The organism is Bradyrhizobium hereditatis, assembly GCF_020329435.1.
GTDB classification, from domain to species: Bacteria; Pseudomonadota; Alphaproteobacteria; order Rhizobiales; family Xanthobacteraceae; genus Bradyrhizobium; species Bradyrhizobium hereditatis.
Map to the genome: position 1 here is coordinate 205,653 of NZ_JAGKJK010000007.1, position 18,350 is coordinate 224,002.

At 64.4% G+C, this 18,350-nt stretch carries 18 protein-coding genes and 2 riboswitches; of the genes, 14 read left to right on the forward strand and 4 right to left on the reverse strand.

The genetic code is table 11. From position 1 onward, the window contains the following. Positions 1-62 precede the first annotated feature (62 nt). On the reverse strand, positions 63-566 hold the full coding sequence (cobU, locus tag J6524_RS18195) for a bifunctional adenosylcobinamide kinase/adenosylcobinamide-phosphate guanylyltransferase (protein WP_028348739.1): 504 nt from the start codon (positions 564-566) through the stop codon (positions 63-65). A 130-nt stretch (positions 567-696) separates the two neighbouring features. Between cobU and cbiB the strand changes: the two genes are divergently transcribed. Both cbiB and cobD read left to right on the forward strand, forming a co-directional pair. Then, complete coding sequence (gene cbiB / locus J6524_RS18200; RefSeq protein WP_225672936.1) at positions 697-1,638, forward strand: adenosylcobinamide-phosphate synthase CbiB; 942 nt, start codon at positions 697-699, stop codon at positions 1,636-1,638. A gap of 11 nt (positions 1,639-1,649) precedes the next feature. After that, positions 1,650-2,615, forward strand: coding sequence for a threonine-phosphate decarboxylase CobD (gene cobD, locus J6524_RS18205; RefSeq protein ID WP_225672938.1), 966 nt, complete (start codon positions 1,650-1,652; stop codon positions 2,613-2,615). Positions 2,616-2,625: 10 nt separating this feature from the next. Here cobD and J6524_RS18210 read toward each other — a convergent pair whose 3' ends face one another. Both J6524_RS18210 and cobO read right to left on the reverse strand, forming a co-directional pair. Then, on the reverse strand, positions 2,626-4,074 hold the full coding sequence (locus J6524_RS18210) for a cobyric acid synthase (protein WP_225672940.1): 1,449 nt from the start codon (positions 4,072-4,074) through the stop codon (positions 2,626-2,628). Between the two features lie 25 nt (positions 4,075-4,099). Next, positions 4,100-4,753 (reverse strand): cob(I)yrinic acid a,c-diamide adenosyltransferase, encoded by a 654-nt coding sequence (cobO, locus tag J6524_RS18215; protein ID WP_225672941.1) that lies wholly within the window; start codon positions 4,751-4,753, stop codon positions 4,100-4,102. 39 nt (positions 4,754-4,792) lie between these two features. Continuing rightward, positions 4,793-5,009: riboswitch (cobalamin riboswitch) on the forward strand. 90 nt (positions 5,010-5,099) lie between these two features. Here cobO and J6524_RS18220 point away from each other — a divergent pair. From J6524_RS18220 to cobJ, 7 genes are read left to right on the forward strand one after another with little or no spacing between them, the layout of a single operon-like run. Then, entirely contained in the window at positions 5,100-5,471 is a 372-nt protein-coding gene (locus J6524_RS18220) for a DUF1636 family protein (protein ID WP_225672943.1), read from the forward strand. After that, complete coding sequence (gene cobW / locus J6524_RS18225) at positions 5,468-6,502, forward strand: cobalamin biosynthesis protein CobW (protein WP_225672945.1); 1,035 nt, start codon at positions 5,468-5,470, stop codon at positions 6,500-6,502. The genes J6524_RS18220 and cobW overlap by 4 nt, the downstream gene beginning before the upstream one ends. Then, positions 6,502-9,744, forward strand: coding sequence for a cobaltochelatase subunit CobN (gene cobN, locus J6524_RS18230; protein WP_225672946.1), 3,243 nt, complete (start codon positions 6,502-6,504; stop codon positions 9,742-9,744). The genes cobW and cobN overlap by 1 nt, the downstream gene beginning before the upstream one ends. Further along, a complete protein-coding gene (gene cobG / locus J6524_RS18235; protein WP_225672948.1) occupies positions 9,741-10,904 on the forward strand; it encodes a precorrin-3B synthase in 1,164 nt (387 codons plus the stop codon). Before cobN ends, cobG begins: the two co-directional genes overlap by 4 nt. Further along, positions 10,904-11,533: a precorrin-8X methylmutase gene (locus tag J6524_RS18240; RefSeq protein ID WP_028348748.1), complete on the forward strand. Its 630-nt coding sequence runs from the start codon at positions 10,904-10,906 to the stop codon at positions 11,531-11,533. Before cobG ends, J6524_RS18240 begins: the two co-directional genes overlap by 1 nt. A 2-nt stretch (positions 11,534-11,535) precedes the next feature. Further along, positions 11,536-12,267 carry a precorrin-2 C(20)-methyltransferase gene (gene cobI / locus J6524_RS18245; RefSeq protein WP_225672951.1) on the forward strand — a complete coding sequence of 244 codons (732 nt, stop codon included), beginning with the start codon at positions 11,536-11,538 and terminating at the stop codon, positions 12,265-12,267. Beyond that, positions 12,264-12,998, forward strand: coding sequence for a precorrin-3B C(17)-methyltransferase (gene cobJ, locus J6524_RS18250; protein WP_225672953.1), 735 nt, complete (start codon positions 12,264-12,266; stop codon positions 12,996-12,998). Before cobI ends, cobJ begins: the two co-directional genes overlap by 4 nt. On the opposite strand, the gene J6524_RS18255 is transcribed toward cobJ, so the two are convergent. Further along, the gene (locus J6524_RS18255) at positions 12,974-13,723 is read right to left on the reverse strand and encodes a cobalt-precorrin-6A reductase (RefSeq protein WP_225672955.1); all 750 of its coding nucleotides are present in this window, start codon (positions 13,721-13,723) and stop codon (positions 12,974-12,976) included. The genes cobJ and J6524_RS18255 overlap by 25 nt on opposite strands. Here J6524_RS18255 and cbiE point away from each other — a divergent pair. The 5 genes from cbiE to cobA are packed head-to-tail and all read left to right on the forward strand — an operon-like array spanning position 13,722 to position 18,082. Continuing rightward, the gene (gene cbiE, locus J6524_RS18260) at positions 13,722-14,903 is read left to right on the forward strand and encodes a precorrin-6y C5,15-methyltransferase (decarboxylating) subunit CbiE (protein ID WP_225672956.1); all 1,182 of its coding nucleotides are present in this window, start codon (positions 13,722-13,724) and stop codon (positions 14,901-14,903) included. The genes J6524_RS18255 and cbiE overlap by 2 nt on opposite strands. Then, on the forward strand, positions 14,900-15,268 hold the full coding sequence (locus J6524_RS18265) for a cobalamin biosynthesis protein (protein WP_225672958.1): 369 nt from the start codon (positions 14,900-14,902) through the stop codon (positions 15,266-15,268). The genes cbiE and J6524_RS18265 overlap by 4 nt, the downstream gene beginning before the upstream one ends. Continuing rightward, the gene (gene cobM / locus J6524_RS18270) at positions 15,265-16,047 is read left to right on the forward strand and encodes a precorrin-4 C(11)-methyltransferase (RefSeq protein ID WP_225672961.1); all 783 of its coding nucleotides are present in this window, start codon (positions 15,265-15,267) and stop codon (positions 16,045-16,047) included. The genes J6524_RS18265 and cobM overlap by 4 nt, the downstream gene beginning before the upstream one ends. Continuing rightward, positions 16,047-17,357, forward strand: coding sequence for a cobyrinic acid a,c-diamide synthase CobB (locus J6524_RS18275; RefSeq protein ID WP_225672963.1), 1,311 nt, complete (start codon positions 16,047-16,049; stop codon positions 17,355-17,357). Before cobM ends, J6524_RS18275 begins: the two co-directional genes overlap by 1 nt. Continuing rightward, a complete protein-coding gene (cobA, locus tag J6524_RS18280) occupies positions 17,354-18,082 on the forward strand; it encodes a uroporphyrinogen-III C-methyltransferase (protein ID WP_225672966.1) in 729 nt (242 codons plus the stop codon). The genes J6524_RS18275 and cobA overlap by 4 nt, the downstream gene beginning before the upstream one ends. Before the next feature lie 48 nt (positions 18,083-18,130). After that, positions 18,131-18,348: riboswitch (cobalamin riboswitch) on the forward strand. The last annotated feature ends 2 nt before the right edge of the window (positions 18,349-18,350 follow it).

Below are 18,350 nucleotides of genomic sequence, written 5' to 3' on the forward strand. Positions count from 1 at the left end.
CCCTCGAACCGTCAACTCGCTCGCGCTCACTCCACGACGCGTCGCTTCCGCCAAGCGCGGCATTACTTCAGCTTCATCGGCAATCCTGCCACGACGAATTCGACCTCATCCGCAACGGATGCAATCGTCTGGTTCAGGATACCCGCTGCGTCCCGAAACGCGCGCGCCAGGGCATTGTCCGGCACGATACCGAACCCGACCTCGTTCGTGACGATGATGACCGGGCTGCGCTGGCGGGCAAGCGTATCAGCGAGTAGCGAAGCCTCATGCGACCAGTTGCGTTCCGCGTGGAGCAGGTTCGAAAGCCACAGCGTTAGGCAATCGACCAGCCTTGCGCCACCGCCATCGGTTTCGATCAAGGCCTGCACGAGATCGAGCGGAACCTCGCGCTCGATCCAGTCCTTTCCTCGCCGCGCGCGATGCTTCGCTATTCGCTCGCCCATTTCCTCATCGAGCGCCTCTGCCGTGGCGATATAGACGGGCTGTTCCGGAAAAGCGCGGGTGCGGACTTCTGCGCGTAAGCTTTTGCCGGATCGGGCGCCGCCCGTGATGAGTATGATGGCCATGACGTCCTCCAGTTAAGGCCAGCACTAATCACCAATTCTCGACAAAGACAAAGGTGAAATCACGCGATATGGGGCTTGCCTTGATACCGAATTCTTGTGCATCAGGGCCAGGCACGACGGGAGATGATGCGTGGTCTTTGCGGGAGCGATGGCGGTGGCAATGACGGTGGACGCCCTGTTGGGCTGGCCCAACGCGCTGTTCGTCCGCATTGGTCATCCCGTCACCTGGCTCGGGAGGCTCATCAACATTCTCGACATCAGCTTCAACCGGCCCATCGATCCGCCTGCAGTTAGGCGGATCGCTGGCGCAGCCGTGGCGCTTTTCGTGATTGGAGTTTCGGCCGGAATTGGATGGGCGGTTCAGGCCGCGCTCGCCTTTGAATGGAGCCGCATCGTCCTCTTGGGAATTCTCGCATGGCCCCTGGTCGCGCTGCGTTCGCTCTATGATCATGTCGCCGCCATTGCGAACCCCTTGCAATCCGGTGATATCGCAGCCGCGCGTGCCGCGGTCGCGCACATCGTGGGACGCGATCCCACAGCTCTTGATGAGGCAGGCATTGCGCGCGCAGCCATCGAGAGCCTGGCCGAGAATGCTTCCGACGGCATTGTGGCGCCCGTGTTCTGGGGAACGTTGTTCGGGCTGCCCGGCATTGTCGGCTACAAGGCAATCAATACGCTCGACTCCATGATCGGCCATCGCACGGCGCGTCACGAATCCTTCGGTTGGGCCGCCGCGCGCATCGACGATCTCGCCAATTTCGTACCGGCGCGCCTCACAGGCTTTTTGTTTGTAGTGCTGGCGACGCGGCCTTCGAATGCGTTGTCTTGCATGGCGAGGGATGCGCGCCGCCACCGCTCGATCAATGCCGGCTGGCCGGAAGCAGCCATGGCCGGCGCGCTCGGCGTGCGGCTCAGCGGGCCGCGCATCTATCACGGTGACACCGCCAACGAACCTTGGCTCAACGAGGGAGCGCGCGATCCGTTCGCTGCGGACATCCGGCAAGGATTGAAGCTCTACGTCTGCGCCATGGTTCTTTTGGCCGGTGCGCTTGCGATTCTGGCCTTCGCGTGACGGAGAGGGCAATGCTCGAGCATGGTGGAAATCTCGATCTCGCCGTTCGCCGCTTCGGCGGGCGTGCGCAGGACTGGATCGACCTCTCAACCGGGATCAATCGGCAGCCTTATCCGGTGGGTGAGGTCGAGCTTAGGTACTGGAGCGCGCTACCTTCGCGATCAGATATCGCGTCCCTCCACCAAGCTGCCCGAGAGGCCTACGCTACCCGGGCGCCACTCGTGGCGCTTACTGGCGCACAAGCGGCCATCCAATTGTTGCCGAATCTTTCATCGCACGGCTGCGCGCGAATTCTTGCGCCGACCTACAACGAGTACGCGGCGGTTCTTTCAGCCGCAGCCTGGGACGTGGCCGAAGTTTCCGAACTCGAAGGACTGGCGGGAGCGGATCTTGCCGTGGTCGTCAATCCCAATAATCCAGATGGTCGACGCCATAATCCGACCGAATTGGTGGCGCTCTTGCCGAAGGTCGGTCGGCTGTTGGTTGACGAGAGCTTCGTCGATGCCGTCTCCGGCCTGTCGTTGGCACCGGAGGCGGGACGGTCAGGGCTGTTGGTCCTGCGCTCGTTCGGAAAGTTTTACGGGCTTGCCGGACTGCGGCTCGGTTTCGTGCTCGGCAGCGAGGCTGACGTCGCGGCGCTGGCGGCGATGGTGGGTCCGTGGCCGATTTCCGGCGGAGCGATTGCGATCGGACGGCGCGCCTTGCTCGATCGCGAGTGGACAAAGGCAACCGCGACGCGTCTGGCGCGCGATTGCCTCCGGCTGGATGCCGAGGTGCGATCGCAGGGCTGGCAACAGGTCGGCGGCACGCCGCTGTTCCGGCTCTATGAGACCGGGGACGCGCAGGCTGCGCAGGAGAAGCTCGCGCGCGGCCAGATATGGTCGCGTGTTTTTGAGCAAAAGCCGGGATGGCTCAGGCTGGGCTTGCCGGGTAACGGGGCGGAATGGTCGCGGCTTGCTGCCGCGCTCTCGCGTTGATCAATAATACTCAGCGCGCGAGCGCAAGCAGCCCATTTACATCGAGATGGTTGTCGATGTGATCGGCAAGCGCATCGAGCGCGCTCTCCACCCTGGCGCGGTACTGCTGGTCTGCGGCCGGAATGTCCAGTTGGGCGAGAAATGCGCTGCGGAAATTGTCTGAAGCAAACAGGCCGTGCAGGTAGCTACCGTACACGCGTCCGTCGCTGGAAACTGCGCCTTCCGGCGCGCTGCCAACCAAAGCAAATGGCCGTGCACGGTCCGGCCCGTCGGTATGCCCGATGTGAATCTCGTAAGCCTCGATCGGCCGGTCCGTCGCGGCATGGACCGCCGCAACGCGCGTGAGAGTCTTTTGTGGCGTCATCACCGTCGTCACGTCGAGGAGTCCGAGGCCGGGCGTTTCTCCCGCCGGTCCCTCGATTCCTGTCGGATCCGCCACACTGCGTCCGAGCATCTGGTAACCGCCGCAGACGCCGAGCACATGGCCGCCGCGACGATGATGCGCGAGAAGATCGATGTCCCAGCCCTGCGCGCGCAGGAAGGTGAGGTCGCCGCGTGTCGACTTCGAGCCGGGAAGGATCACGAGTTTTGCATCGCCCGGGATTGCCTCTCCAGGCCGGACCATCACAAGGTCGACATCAGGCTCGAGCTTCAGCGGATCGAGGTCGTCAAAGTTCGCGATCCGCGACAGCACGAGAAAGGCAATCTTGCCCTTGCTTACCTTGCGGGCGTCAGCAAGCCCCAGCGCATCTTCAGCCGGAAGCTCGCTAGCGCGGGCGAAATAGGGGAGAACCCCAAATCCCCGCCAGGATGTGCGTGCTTCTATCAGCCGGTAGCCGTTGTCAAACAGCGTCGGATCGCCGCGGAACTTGTTGATGACGAAGCCGCGGATCATGGCCGCATCGTCGGCATCCAGCACAGTCTTAATGCCGACGAGCTGCGCTATCACACCGCCGCGATCGATGTCGCCGACCAGCACGACTGGCACGTCGGCCTTGCGGGCAAAACCCATATTGGCGATATCGGCGCTCCTCAGATTAACTTCGGCTGGGCTGCCGGCGCCCTCGACCAGAACAAGATCGGCACGATCCTTCAGGCGTCCGAAACTTTCGAGGACCGGCTCCATCAGCGATGACTTCATCGCAGCGTACGCGCGGGCTCGCAGCGTCGCCACGCGCCGTCCCTGCACGATGATCTGGGCGCCAACATCTGTTTCCGGCTTGAGCAGGACGGGATTCATGTCGGTGTGCGGCTCGACACCTGCGGCCTGCGCCTGCAATGCCTGCGCGCGTCCGATCTCGCCACCGTCGATTGTCACGGCCGCATTGTTCGACATGTTCTGCGGCTTGAAGGGCAGCACCCGATAGCCGCGCCGGGTCGCGGCGCGCGCAAGGCCGGCGACGATGAGCGACTTGCCCACGTCCGATCCCGCACCTTGGATCATCAATGTGCGCGCCATCGAATCGGATTCCGCGGTTGATTCGTCAGTACTCGACGCCGGGCTGCGCCTTGATGCCGGATCGGAAGGGATGCTTCACGAGCGTCATCTCTGTGACGAGGTCGGCGGCATCGATCAATTCCTGCCTGGCATTGCGCCCCGTGAGGACGACATGCGTCATCGGCGGCTTTGAATTTTTCAGGAACTCGACCACCTCTCCGATCTCCAGATAGTCGTAGCGAAGCGCAATGTTGATCTCGTCGAGAACGACCATGCGCAAGGCTTCATCGGCGATCAGCTGCTTGGCCTTTTCCCATGCGGCGCGCGCCGCGGCGACGTCCCGGGCGCGGTCCTGTGTTTCCCAGGTGAAGCCTTCACCCATCGCGTGGAATTGGCATAATTCACCAAAATGTCCGGTCAGCAGGCGGCGCTCGCCAGTTTCCCACGCACCCTTGATGAATTGCACGACCGCGCAGGGAAAGCCATGCGCGACGCACCGCATGATCATGCCGAAAGCCGAGGAGGATTTTCCCTTGCCCGCACCGGTGTGGACGAGGACGAGACCCTTCTCGCCGCTCTTGGCGGCCATCATCCGGTCGCGCGCTGCTTTTTTCTTCGCCATTTTGTCCGCATGACGGGCGTCCAGCGAGGCTTCGGAGGTCACGGTTTCATCCTCAGCGGCATCAGGTTCGGAAGTCATCGGCACGCTCCTTTGGCTTGACAAGTTGCACGCTTGGGCAAATGGTGGGGTGGCGTTGGTTCCTGTCCTACGACAGGCGAAGAGGGAATGCGATAGGGGTCTAGCCTTGAAAGCTTGAGCCTGAAACGCAGCCGCCCCCGCGACCGTGACCGGAGAGATCTCTAGGAGCCACTGACCCGAGAGGGTTGGGAAGGCGGAGATCGAAGGGAAAACCTGCTCCGCAAGCCGGGAGACCTGCCAGCGCAGAGACTTGAGACCGGCGGACGGGGTGCTCCGCGACGGCAACGAACCCTTATGTCTATGGTTCGTGCGCCTCATCGCCTCCGCCAAAACGTCGAGGAGGGCGATGACCGTCACGCTTCATGTCTGCATCACCTGCCGTGCCGGCCAATCCTTGAGGGAAGGCGAAATCACGCCAGGCGCGCGTCTGCACAGGGCCATTCTCGCCGGCGTGCCGGAAGACATCCACGTGGTTCCGGTCGAATGCCTGTCCGCTTGTAGCCAGGGTTGCTCGGTCGCGCTCAGCGCGCCTGGACGGTGGTCTTACGTCTACGGCCGCCTGTCCGACCTAAATGCGCCGGACGTGATCGCCGGTGCTGCGGCCTATGCGGCGGCGCCCGACGGCATCGTGCCGTGGCGCAGCCGGCCAGAGATCTTCCGCAAACAATCGCTGGCCCGCATTCCACCCATCAACATCCTGCCGGAGGCAGCAGAATGAACACGCTCGCCAAGGTTCCGGTCACGGTCGTCACCGGCTTTCTCGGTTCAGGCAAGACGACACTGATCCAGCACCTGATCGCCAACGCGAACGGCAAGAAGCTTGCGGTGCTCGTCAACGAGTTCGGCAGCGAAGGCGTGGATGGAGAGATCCTGAAATCCTGCGCGGATGTCAATTGTCCCGCCGAGAACATCGTCGAGCTCGCCAATGGCTGCATCTGCTGCACGGTCTCTGACGACTTCATTCCCGCCATGGAGCAGCTGCTCTCGCGCCGCGTGAAGCCCGACCATATCCTGATCGAGACATCGGGATTGGCCTTGCCAAAGCCGCTGCTCAAGGCGTTCGATTGGCCGGAGATCCGCTCGCGGATTACGGTCGACGGCGTGATTGCGCTTGCGGATGCCGAGGCTGTGGCGGCCGGCCGCTTTGCGCCAGACCCCGTCGCGGTGGAAGCACAGCGTGCGGCCGATGAAAACCTCGATCACGAGACGCCGCTGTCGGAAGTGTTCGAGGATCAGATCGCGTGCGCGGATATCGTGCTGCTCACCAAGGCGGACCTTGCCGGCGATGAAGGACTTGAAGCGGCCAAGGCGGCGATCGTCGCCGAAATGCCGCGTCGCGTGCCGATGCTGCCGGTCGTCGACGGCGCGGTCGATGCGCGTATCATCCTTGGTCTCGAAGCGGCGGCAGAAGACGATCTCGCTGCGCGCCCCTCTCACCATGACGGCGAAGAAGAGCACGAGCACGAGGACTTCGCCTCGGTTGTCGTTGAGCTTCCGGAAGTTGCTGACATCGATGCGCTGGTCGGATCGATCCAGCGGCTTGCGCGCGAGCAGAACGTGCTGCGCGCCAAGGGATATATCGCGGTCGCGAGCAAGCCGATGCGATTGCTCTTGCAATCGGTCGGGGAGCGGGTGCGGCATCAGTTCGATATGCCCTGGGGCACGCGGCCAAGGCAATCGAAATTGGTTCTGATCGGTGAACACGACGATATCGATGAGGCCGCCATCAGGGCGGGACTTGGTGTTTGATGCACGTCGTGTTTCGCGAGAGCCGCGGTCTTGAGGAGACCGCGATCCCTAAGGATCTCGGCCAGGACCCGGCCGACCTTGTCGTGCTCTCGTTCTCGGACAGCGATCTGGCCGCGTTCGCGTCCGGCTGGCGGCGTGGGCGTGCTTGCCTGCCGTCGCTGAGGCTCGCGAACCTTGCGGAACTGCGTCATCCGCTTTCGGTCGATACCTATATCGAGCGGACGCTATCGCATGCGCGCGGCGTACTGGTGCGCCTGATCGGTGGCGAGTCCTACTGGCCATATGGACTGGCTGCCCTGCATCAATTGGCCAAGGACCGCGACATCGCGCTTGCGGTGCTGCCAGGTGATGGTCGCGACGACCCGCGGCTGAATGCGCTCTCAACAGTGCCTACCTTGACGCTCGGACGGCTAAGGGCCTTGTGCGACAAGGGCGGAGCAATGGCGGCGCAGGCTGCAATCGCCCAGCTCGCACTAGCCTCGGGCCGTTATGCGGGGGCTGTAGCCGGCGAGATCGAAATATCCGAGATCGGTTTTTATGATCCGGCTCGTGGCGCAATCGCGGCGCTGCCAAATTGCGACCGGCGGCCGCGCGCGCTCGTCACCTTCTATCGCTCCTATCTCACCGCGGCAGATACCCTCCCGGTCGACGCGCTGATCACAGCACTGCGGCAAACGGGTTTTGATGCCTATGGCGTATTCGTCACATCGCTAAAGGCCGCCGGTGTAGCGGACTGGCTGAAGGGGCAGTTCGAGCAATGCCCGCCTGCAGTGATCGTCAATGCAACCGCCTTCTCTGCGGCCGCCGACGGCACGACGCCTTTCGATGCCGCCTCCTGTCCGGTGTTCCAGGTTGCGTTGTCGACGGCCCGGCGCGAGGATTGGGCGGAGTCGCTTCGCGGTCTCTCGCCGGCCGATCTGGCGATGCATGTAGCGTTGCCGGAGATTGACGGCCGGCTATTTGCGGGCGTGGTCAGCTTCAAGTCGGCGGGTGAGCGCGATCCCGATCTGCAATTTGCGCATCTGGCGCACAGGCCTGACGACGAACGTGTCGGTTCGGTCGTGGATCGGGTGGTAGCTTGGCACAGGCTCGCGGGCAAGCCGGCAGGCGTGAAGCGGCTGGCGATTGTGCTCTCGAACTATCCGGGCCGTCCGCACCAGCTCGCGCATGCGGTTGGGCTCGACGCGCTCGCTTCGGTCGAAACGCTGCTGTCCGATCTCGAAGCTGCTGGTTACGACGTGAAAGCGGCGGGAGCGTTCGGTGAAACTCTCCAGCGGGAGGAATTGACCTTTAGCGTCGCGGATTACCGCGCGGCGCTGGCGAGGCTTCCGCGCCCGTTACAGGATGACCTTGCGCGCGCCTGGAGCGCGCCGCAGAACGATCCCGCCTGTCGTGGTGGCGAATTTCATTTCGCAGTGATCCAATGTGGCAAGGCGATTATCGCCGTTCAGCCTGAACGCAGTGACGTTACCAATCGTGACGCCGAGTATCATGATCTTTCCCGCACGCCTCGCCACGCCTATGTCGCATTCTATCTTTGGCTCAGGCAGCAAAAGGTCGACGCGGTCGTCCATATGGGCGCTCACGGAACGCTAGAATGGCTGCCCGGCAAGTCCGTGGCGCTGTCCGCTGCCTGTTGGCCTGAAGCGCTGATCGGCGACATGCCCGTGATCTATCCCTTCATCGTCAATGATCCCGGCGAGGCCGCGCAGGCCAAGCGGCGCATCGGCGCTGTCACGATAGGGCATTTGCCGCCACCATTGGCTCGGGCGGCGTTGCCTCAAGGCCTGCGCCGGCTCGAGCAACTGCTCGATGAATATTCGACGGCCGATGGTCTCGATCCCGCGCGCCGCCAGCGCCTAATCGCGTCGATTCGCGATGAAGCGCGTGCCGCGGGACTGGAAGAGGATCTCGGGCTTGGCGCCTCGGCTGCGGCGGCTGAGGCAATTCCCCGGATCGATCGCTTTGTCTGCGACCTCAAGGAAAGCCAGTTCGGCGATGGCCTGCATGTGTTCGGCCGCGGGGCTTGCGGCGAGGCGGAGAAGGGCGCGCTGCTTGACGCTCTCTCTGGTAGGCGCGTTGCTGCGGGGCCGGCAGGCTCGCCCTATCGCGGGCGGCGCGATGTGCTGCCGACCGGACGCAATCTGTTCGCCGTCGATCCCCGCGCAGTGCCGACACCGTCCGCGCATGTACAGGGGATCAAGCTCGCCGAGGAATTGCTGCGCCGTCACCTGCAGGATCACGGCGACTGGCCGAGGGGGCTGCTGGTTGATCTCTGGGGATCATCCACCATGCGCACCGCAGGCGAGGATTTCGCGATGGCCCTGCACCTGGCAGGCATCGCGCCGCGCTGGGACCACGGATCGGGCCGCGTGTCGGGTTATGAGATCATCGCACCAGCGGCTCTTGGTCGGCCGCGCATCGACGTGACGCTTCGCGTGTCGGGACTGTTTCGCGACGTCTTTTCATCTCTTGCGCAATTGTTCGAGGCGGCAACGGAAGCGCTTTCTGAACGCGACGAGGAGGGCGAGGAAAATCCCTATCGTCATCGCGCGGCGCGTGTGTTTGGACCCCGGCCGGGGCAGTACGGTGTCGGTATGGCATCGATGCCGGATGTCTTCACGGCGACGACGCGCGAGGCGGCCGGTGAAGCCTGGCTGTCGGCTTCGTCCTGGGCATTCGCGTCCGACGGCACGATGCGGCCTGATCGTACAGGTATCGAGGCAAGGCTCGTCGCCGCTAATGCCTTTGTCCATGTGCAGGACCTGCCGGAAACGGATCTGCTGCTCGCCGCAGACTATGCCGTGCATGAGGCGGGCCTTGCGGCCGCGGCGGCGCGCCTGGGCGCGGCCACACCATCGCTCTACCACCTCGACGCGACACATCCCGATCAGCCGCGTGCTCGCTCGTTGACCGAGGAAATCTCGCGCGTCGTGCGTGCGCGTGCGGCCAACCAAAAATGGATCGCCGGCATGATGCGCCACGGCTTTCGGGGCGCGGCGGAAATCGCTGCCACGCTAGAGCATATGGCCAGCTTTGCACATCTTGCCGATGCGGTACCCACGCATCTCTTCGATCTCTATTACGACGCGACGCTTGGCAGCGACAACGTGCGAACTTTCATGGCGCGCGAGAATCCGGCGGCGCTCGCGGCGATCGAGGCTTGCTTCACCCGTTTGCATCAAGCTTCGCTCTGGAGGACACGGCGCAATTCGATCGCGGCTGCGCTGGAGGCCTCATGAGCGCCGTTGCGATCAAGGGCTGGTGTCCCGGCGCCTTACGGCCGATGCTGTCGGGGGATGGGCTTGTGGTTCGCATCCGGCCGCACGGTGGCCGGCTCGATGCGAAGCAGGCAGCGGGAATTGCGGTGCTGGCCGAGTGCTACGGCAACGGCCTGATCGATCTGACCAGCCGGGCCAACCTGCAAATCAGGGGTGTCAGTGATCAAGGTCATCGGCCCTTGATCGAGGAACTCTCGCGGCTGCACTTGCTCGATCCCGATCCGGACTCGGAAGCGCGGCGCAACATCCTTGTCACGCCCTTCTGGAGCGAAAGTGACGATACCTGTTTTCTCGCAGCAGAACTTGAACACGGGCTTGTGATGGGACCGCCCGGCCTGCCGACCAAATTCGGCTTCGCCGTTGATTGCAGCACAGAGCCCGTGCTGGCCGGCGCCTCCGCCGACATCCGCATCGAGCGCAGCATCGCGGGAGAGCTGATCGTGCGTGCCGACGGTGCGGAGCATGGGCGTCCCGTCTCGCGGACAGAAGCGGTAGGCGTTGCGCTCGCGCTTGCCGAGTGGTTCGTCGATTCGGGCGGAGCCAGGGAGGGCAGAGGGCGAATGAGAGCGCATGTCGGTGCTGGCGCAAAACTGCCCGACGCGCTTCGTGGCAACGTCAAGCCGGCTTGCATGACCGCGGAGCCGCATCCCGGACTTTATCCGCAAGGCGCGATGGTCGCTGCGGCTTTCGGACAGCTGACACATGCCGCGCTCAGCCATCTTGCCGGATGCTCGCAAGGATTAAGGATGACGCCCTGGCGTATGATTGTGGCGGAAGAATTGCGCGAAATGCCCCAATGCGAGGGCCTCGTCACCCAAGCGGACGATCCCATCCTGCGCGTCGTCGCCTGCAGCGGTGCGCCCGCCTGCTGTGAGGCGCATTCCGATACTCGTGCACTTGCAGCGGCGCTTGCGCCGCATATTGCCGCGGACGAGAGGCTTCACGTCTCTGGCTGTGCCAAAGGCTGTGCCCATTTGGGGGCTGCCGCGCTCACGCTTGTTGCGACCCGCGAGGGATTTGATGTCATCCGCAGCGGCTCAACGCGGGATACGCCTAGCCAGCGTGGAGTAAGCGCAGGCCGAATGATCGCGGATCCTTCCGTTCTGACGGGAGCGCACTGATGCCGCACGTCTATGAAACCGATGGTGCGGCGATCTACCGTCAATCCTTCGCCACCATCCGTGCCGAGGCGGACCTTGAGCGCTTTTCGGCCGACGAGGAGCCGGTCGTCGTTCGCATGATCCATGCCGCTGGCATGGTCAGTCTCGAATCCTGCATCCGCTTCACGCCCGGCATGGCGCGCATCGCGCGCGCTGCGCTTCAGAACGCCGCGCCTATCCTCTGCGACGCACGCATGGTGTCGGAGGGAATTACGCGTGCGCGCCTGCCGGCCGGCAACGCCATCATCTGTACGCTTGACGATCCCGCGGTTCCCTCCCTCGCGCAATCCATGCGCAATACCCGCTCAGCCGCGGCGCTGGAATTGTGGAGGCCGCATCTGGACGGCGCGATCGTCGCTATCGGCAATGCGCCGACCGCGCTATTTCACCTGCTCAACATGCTAGAGGATCGCAACTGTCCAAGACCTGCAGCGATCATAGGTTGTCCGGTCGGCTTTGTCGGCGCGGCTGAAGCCAAGGTTGCGCTGATGGCTGACCAGCCTGCGCCGGCGCTGACGGTCGAGGGGCGCCTTGGCGGCTCGGCAATCACGGTGGCCGCCGTGAACGCGCTGGCGAGCCGGAACGAATAGCCATGGGGCGCATCATCTGTTGCGGCCTCGGGCCAGGAAATCCGGACCTCATGAGCGTGCGCGCCGATCGTGAGGTCCGTGCGGCCAAGCACGTTGCCTATTTCCGGAAGAAGGGACGGCCCGGCCAGGCGCGCCGCATCGTCGATGGACTACTGGCAATGGACGTCTGCGAATATCCGATGGAGTATCCGGTCACGACTGAGATCGCCTTCGACAGTCTGGAATATATTCGCCTCCTTGCCGGCTTTTACGACGAGTGGGCGGAGCGTCTTGCGCGGATCGCCCGCGCGGTCGACATCGTCGTTCTCTGCGAGGGCGATCCCTACTTCTACGGCTCCTTCATGCATCTGCGTGCACGTCTGCAGGGCCGCGTCGAGATCGAGGTGATCGCCGGCATTCCCGGTATGGCTGGCTGCTGGAATTCGGTCGGCCTGCCGATCGCCCTCGGCGACGATGTGATGACGGTGCTGATGGGTACGCTGTCGGAACACGAGCTCGAGCAACGCGCGCGCAGTTCCGATGCGCTCGTCATCATGAAGACCGGGCGCAATCTGAAGAAGGTGCGCCGCGCGCTCGCCGCCGCCGGCCGCCTTGGCGAGGCATGGCTGATCGAACGCGGCACCATGCCTGGCGAGCGCGTCGCGCGGCTGAAGGACGTGGACGAGACCGAGTGTCCCTATTTCGCGATCGTGCTCGTGCATGGGCAGGGACGCCGGATGGAGGCGGCCGAATGACGGGCATATTGACCATCGCGGGACTTGGGCCGGGGGACCAGGCGCTAGTCACGCCGGAAGTCTCCGCCGCGCTCGCCGCCGCGACGGACGTCGTGGGCTATGCGCCCTATGTCGCGCGGGTGCAACAGCGTGAAGGACTGACGCTGCATCCATCAGACAATCGCATGGAGTTGCAGCGCGCAAGCGATGCCTTGCAGCTGGCATCGGAAGGACGCCGCGTTGTCATGGTTTCTTCCGGCGACCCGGGTGTTTTCGCCATGGCAGCGGCTGTATTCGAAGCCCTTGAAGTCTCGCCGCAATGGCAGGGCCTTGCAATCCGCGTTCTGCCCGGCGTAACTGCAATGCTGGCAGCGGCCGCGCGCGCCGGCGCGCCGCTCGGCCACGATTTTTGCGCGATCAATCTCTCCGATAATCTGAAGCCGTGGCCGATGATCGAGAAGCGCTTGCGGCTTGCTGCCGAAGCCGACTTTGCGATCGCGATGTACAATCCGCGCTCAGTGAGCCGGCCCGAGGGTTTTGGACGCGCACTTTCGGTTCTGAAGGAGGCAGGTTGGGGCGAACGCCTCGTGATCTTTGCCCATGCGGTCAGCACGGCCGCGGAGCGAATTGAAACGGTGATGCTGCGCGAGGCACGGCCCGAGATGGCCGACATGCGAACCCTTGTCATCGTCGGCAATTCGGCAACGCGCCGCGTCGGCCGCTGGGTCTATGCACCGAGGCATGTCCGATGACCGAGCCATTGCATGACATCCGCCACGCTTTCGACCCGCGGCCTTTCAGGCAATTCGGGCCGCTTGAGCATCACGACGGGAAGGCCGAGCTCGCGCGCGGCGTCGATCTTGGCGCGCGCGCCCGCTCCACCGGAGTTGCGGGCAACAACCCATTCGATGCCGCGCGTGCGCATCACCTCCAATTCGCCGGCGAGGGTGAATGGTCCGCGCGACACGATGACATCGACGTCCGGAAACGGCAGTGGTCCATCGGGGGGATCGACAAACCGCAAAGTGTAGGCATGCTGCGGTCTGGCGCTGAAAGCTGCGATGTGCTGCCGTCCGATCGCAAGAAATATCCGCGCGCGATTGTTCGGCAACGCTGCCGCAGCGGAGGAGATATCCGCGGCCTCGATCCAGGTGTCGCCGGTCCCTTTTGCCCAGGGCGCACGCTCGAGCGCGATCAGCGGTGTTCCGGTCGTCTCGCACGCTGCAACCGCATTGCGGCTCATCTCGGCCGCGAAGGGATGGGTTGCATCGACAAGGTGCGTTATTCCCTCGCGTCGAATGAACTCGGCAAGGCCATTCACGCCGCCGAACCCCCCGATGCGGGTCGGCAGCGGCTGGTTCGCGGGGGCGCGGGTGCGACCTCCATAGGAATAGATCGCAGTACACCCCGCGCACGCCACAGCGTCCGCGAGCAGATTGGCCTCGCTTGTTCCGCCCAGAATGAGGGCGCGCATCATGCATGATCCCTGGCTGACGATTATCGGCATTGGCGAAGATGGCCTTGCCGGCCTCTCGGATGCAAGCCGAAAGGCGCTTGCGGAAGCCGAGACGGTGTTTGGCGGCGAACGGCATCTCGCGCTGGCAGGGATTGCCGACCGCGGCCGTCCATGGCCGGTGCCGTTCGAGACAGATTGCGTGCTGACCTGCCGCGGTCGTCCGACGGTGGTGCTCGCCTCGGGCGATCCGTCCTGGTACGGCGTAGGAGCCAGTCTCGCGGAACGGCTCAGCAAGAGCGAATGGATTGCGCATCCCGCGCCCTCGACATTCTCACTTGCCGCGGCGCGGCTCGGATGGCGGCTCGAATCTGTCGTCTGTCTTGGACTCCACGCGGCGCCATTCGAACGCCTGGTGCCGCATCTGACACGTGGAGCGCGCATTATTTGTCTCGTGCGCGACGACAAGGCGCCCGGCGATCTGGCCAAATGGTTGACGGCGCGCGGCTGGGGCGATTCACGGCTGTGGACGCTCACCGCGCTCGGCGGTGCCCGCGAATCCGTGGCGCAATATCGGGCCGACAGCTACGCCGCCGATGGTGGCGCGGGTCCGGTGACAGTTGCGCTGGAAACCAATGGACCGCACGGCGTTCCGCGCAGCTCCGGCCTTTCGGATGCGCTCTTCGTGCATGACGGCCAGTTCACCAAGCGGCCGATGCGCGCGCTCGCGCTTTCGGCGCTGGCGCCGAGATGCGGCGACAGATTATGGGACATTGGCGCCGGTTCAGGTTCGATCTCGGTAGAATGGGCTCTCTGTGGTGGCACGGCGATCGCCATCGAAGCGCGGGCTGATCGCGTAGCGAATATCCGCGGCAACGCGGCAACCTTCGGTCTGACGCATCGCATCGCCATCGTTGAGGGAATAGCGCCTGATATCCTCTCAGGCCTTGGGACACCGCAAGCCGTTTTCATCGGCGGAGGGTTCGACGCCAGGATGTTCGATGCGGTGTGGTCGCGCATTGAGCCGAGAGTAAGGTTAGTTGCGCATGCCGTCACGCTGGAGACCGAGGCGCTGCTCTCGGACCTTCATCAACGCCACGGTGGCGAGTTGATCCGAATCGAGATTGCGCATGCAGGTCACCTCGGCCGCTACCGCTCCTGGGAAGCCGTGCGGCCGGTCGTGCAATGGAGTGCAGTCAAGTGAAAGTCGCAGGTCTGGGGTTCAAGCGGGAGGTCACACTGGCTGCGCTGCGCGAAGCTCTCGCCGCCGCGGGCGGTCCTGAAGATCTCGCGGCAGTTGCAACGGTCAGCGACAAGGCCGAAACCGCCGCGCTCAAATTGCTGGCGCGCGAACTCAACGTGCCGATCCGGCCTGTTTCGGCGGATGTCCTGGCCGGCATTGCCACGCCCACACAGTCAGAATCCATCAAGGCAAAGTTTGGTACGGGCTCCGTCGCCGAAGCCGCAGCGCTTGCGGTCGCCGGCCGTGGTGCGCGCTTCGTTTCGACGCGGGCCGTTTCGCAGGATCGGACGGCGACCGCAGCGATCGCGGAAGGAGACGGCGAATGACGGTGCATTTCATCGGCGCCGGACCGGGAGCAGCTGATCTGCTCACCTTGCGCGGTCGCGATCTGATCGCCGCCTGTCCGGTCTGCCTCTATGCCGGCTCTCTCGTGCCCGAGGGCGTTCTTGCCCATTGCCCAAAGGATGCACGGATCGTGAACACCGCGCCGCTGTCGCTCGACGACATCATGTCGGAGATCGTCGCCGCGCATCATAAGGGCAAGGACGTCGCACGGCTACATTCCGGGGATCTCTCGATCTGGTCGGCGATGGGCGAGCAACTGCGCCGCCTGCGCGCGCTTCAAATCTCCTATTCAATCACGCCCGGCGTGCCGGCCTTTTCCGCCGCCGCGGCCGCGATCGAGGCCGAGCTCACGCTGCCGGGTCTTGTGCAATCGGTCGTCCTGACGCGGATGCCGGGCAGGGCGAGCGCGATGCCGAAAGGCGAGAAGCTCGCCACCTTCGCCGCGACCGGTGCGGTGCTCGCCATCCATCTCTCGATCCATCTGCTTTCCAGGGTAATTGATGAGCTGACGCCGCACTACGGAGGAGACTGCCCAGTCGCAATAGTCTGGCGCGCAAGCTGGCCGGATCAGCGCATCATTCGCGCTACGCTCGGTACGCTGGATTCTGCTGTAAGCACTGAGCTCGAGCGCACGGCCGTTATTCTGGTTGGCCGCACACTGGGTTCGGAAGATTTCGGAGAGAGCCGCCTGTATGCCGTCGACTATGACCGCCGCTATCGGCCGCTCGGGCCGACGCCGCGCTTTCCGGAAGGCTTGTGATGACGGCGAGCCTCGTCATCTCCGCGCCTGCATCCGGTGTCGGCAAGACGACGCTGACGCTGGCGTTGGCGCGCGCCTATCGCGATCGCGGGCTGAAGGTCCAGTGCTTCAAGAGCGGGCCCGATTATATCGATACCGCCTTTCATGCGGCCGCCGCGGGGCGCACCTCCGTCAACATCGACAGCTGGGCCATGCACCGCGATGAGATCGAGGCGCTCGTTTCGCGCGGTGCGAATGCGGATCTCGTCCTGGCCGAAGGTTCGATGGGCCTCTTCGACGGCGTTGCCGCAGGGGGCCTCTCGGGGACCGGCGCTACCTCCGATATCGCCGAGATGATGGGCTGGCCGGTCCTGCTTGTGATCGATCCCTCCGGACAGGCGCAAACCGCCGCGGCGGTGGCTGCGGGACTGCGCGATTTCCGCGCAGGCGTGCGTCTTGCCGGCGTCGTTCTCAACCGCGTCGCCAGCACCCGGCACGAGGACCTGGTGCGCCGTGCCATGGCAGGCGCTGGCATTGCCGTGTTCGGGGCGTTGCCCCGCCACGCCGCGATCAGCTTGCCGAAGCGGCATCTTGGCCTGGTGCAGGCTGAGGAGCAGGGCGAGGTCGACGGCCTGATCGCGGAAGCCGCCTGCTTCGTCGCCGAGCATGTCGATCTCGATGCAGTGTTGCAATCGGCGGCATGCGCCTGGACGGCGCCATGCGCCGCACGCCCGAGCGTCAAACCACCCGGCCAGCGCATCGCTCTGGCGCGCGACGGCGCATTCTCGTTCGTCTATCCGCACATGCTGGAGGCCTGGCGTGCCGCCGGTGCCGAGATCGCGACCTTCTCGCCGCTCGCCGACGAGGGTCCTGATGATAGTGCCGACGTCTGCTGGCTGCCCGGCGGCTATCCGGAATTGCACGCCGGCCAACTCGCGGCAAATCGCCAATTCCGCCGTGCGCTAAAATCCTTTGCCGAGATACGGCCGGTGCATGGCGAATGCGGGGGCTACATGGTGCTGGGCACCGCCTTGACCGACGGTGGCGGCACACGCCACGAGATGACTGGACTGCTCGGCCTGCATACGAGTTTTGCCCAACGTCGCATGCATCTGGGCTATCGGCTTGCGGAACTCGCTCTGCCGATGCCCGGATATCAGGCCAGAGCGCTCCTGCGCGGCCATGAATTCCATTACTCCACGATTGTCTCGCAGCCCGATACACCTCTGGCTATCGTGCGCGACGCGACTGGCGTGGTCGTTGCGGAGACGGGCTCGCGGCGCGGTTACGCCACCGGCACGTTCTTCCACCTCATTGCGGAGGACAGGTGAGCGGCTTTGTTTCCTTTGTCTCGGCCGGCCCAGGCGATCCCGAGCTCCTGACGCTCAAGGCGGCTGCGCGTCTGCGCGCTGCTGATGTCGTGCTGGATGACGACCTTGCCTCGGGCGCGATCCTCGATTACGCCCGAGCCGGGGCCAATCTGGTAGCGGTTGGCAAGCGTGTGGGTCGGCCCTCAGCCAAACAGGAGCACCTCAACCGGCTGCTCATCGACTACGCCGCCGCAAACGCCCGCGTTGTACGTTTGAAATCGGGAGACGCCGGCATCTTCGGCCGGCTTGAAGAAGAGATCGAGGCGCTGCGCGCGGCGGGCATCGACTACGAGATCATTCCAGGCGTCACCTCAGCCTGCGTTGCGGCAGCGCGCGCCAGCATTCCACTCACCCGCCGCCGCACCTCGCGCCGCGTCCAGTTCGTGACCGGCGCAGATGTCACCGGGCGGTTGCCCGCGAATCTCAATTGGGCGGCACTGGCCGATCCGGAATCGACGACCGCGGTCTATATGGGAAAGCGCACATTCCCGGCGCTCGCGGCAAAGCTGATAGAGCACGGCATGGCTCCCGACACGCCGGCGCTATTTGCGGAGTCTCTGGGCCGCGCCGAGGAGCAGATTGTCCGCACCACGATTGCACAGCTCGCAGAGCAGCTCGCGCAAGCGACCGCCGCAACGACGGCGGCGGTCATTCTTTTCGGCGCGCTGGCGGGAGAGACTCTATGATGATGCCGTCGCCCGATCTCGCCAGCCCCTTGACGTCTCCTCGGAAGGAGCACACAGAGCAGGCATGGTGCTCGAAGCGGCGGAAAGCGCCGGAGCATAATCGGGAACGGGCAAGGGCGGACGTGAATGCGGCGCCCAAAGCTCCGGCCGCGCCCGCGCCTGTAAGCGGTGAGGGGCTTCGATCCGCCACTGGGCCGTCAAGCTTGGGAAGCCGGGACCCGTTTCGAACCGCGAGCGAGGAGACCGGCCCTGCAATTTTTAACACCAG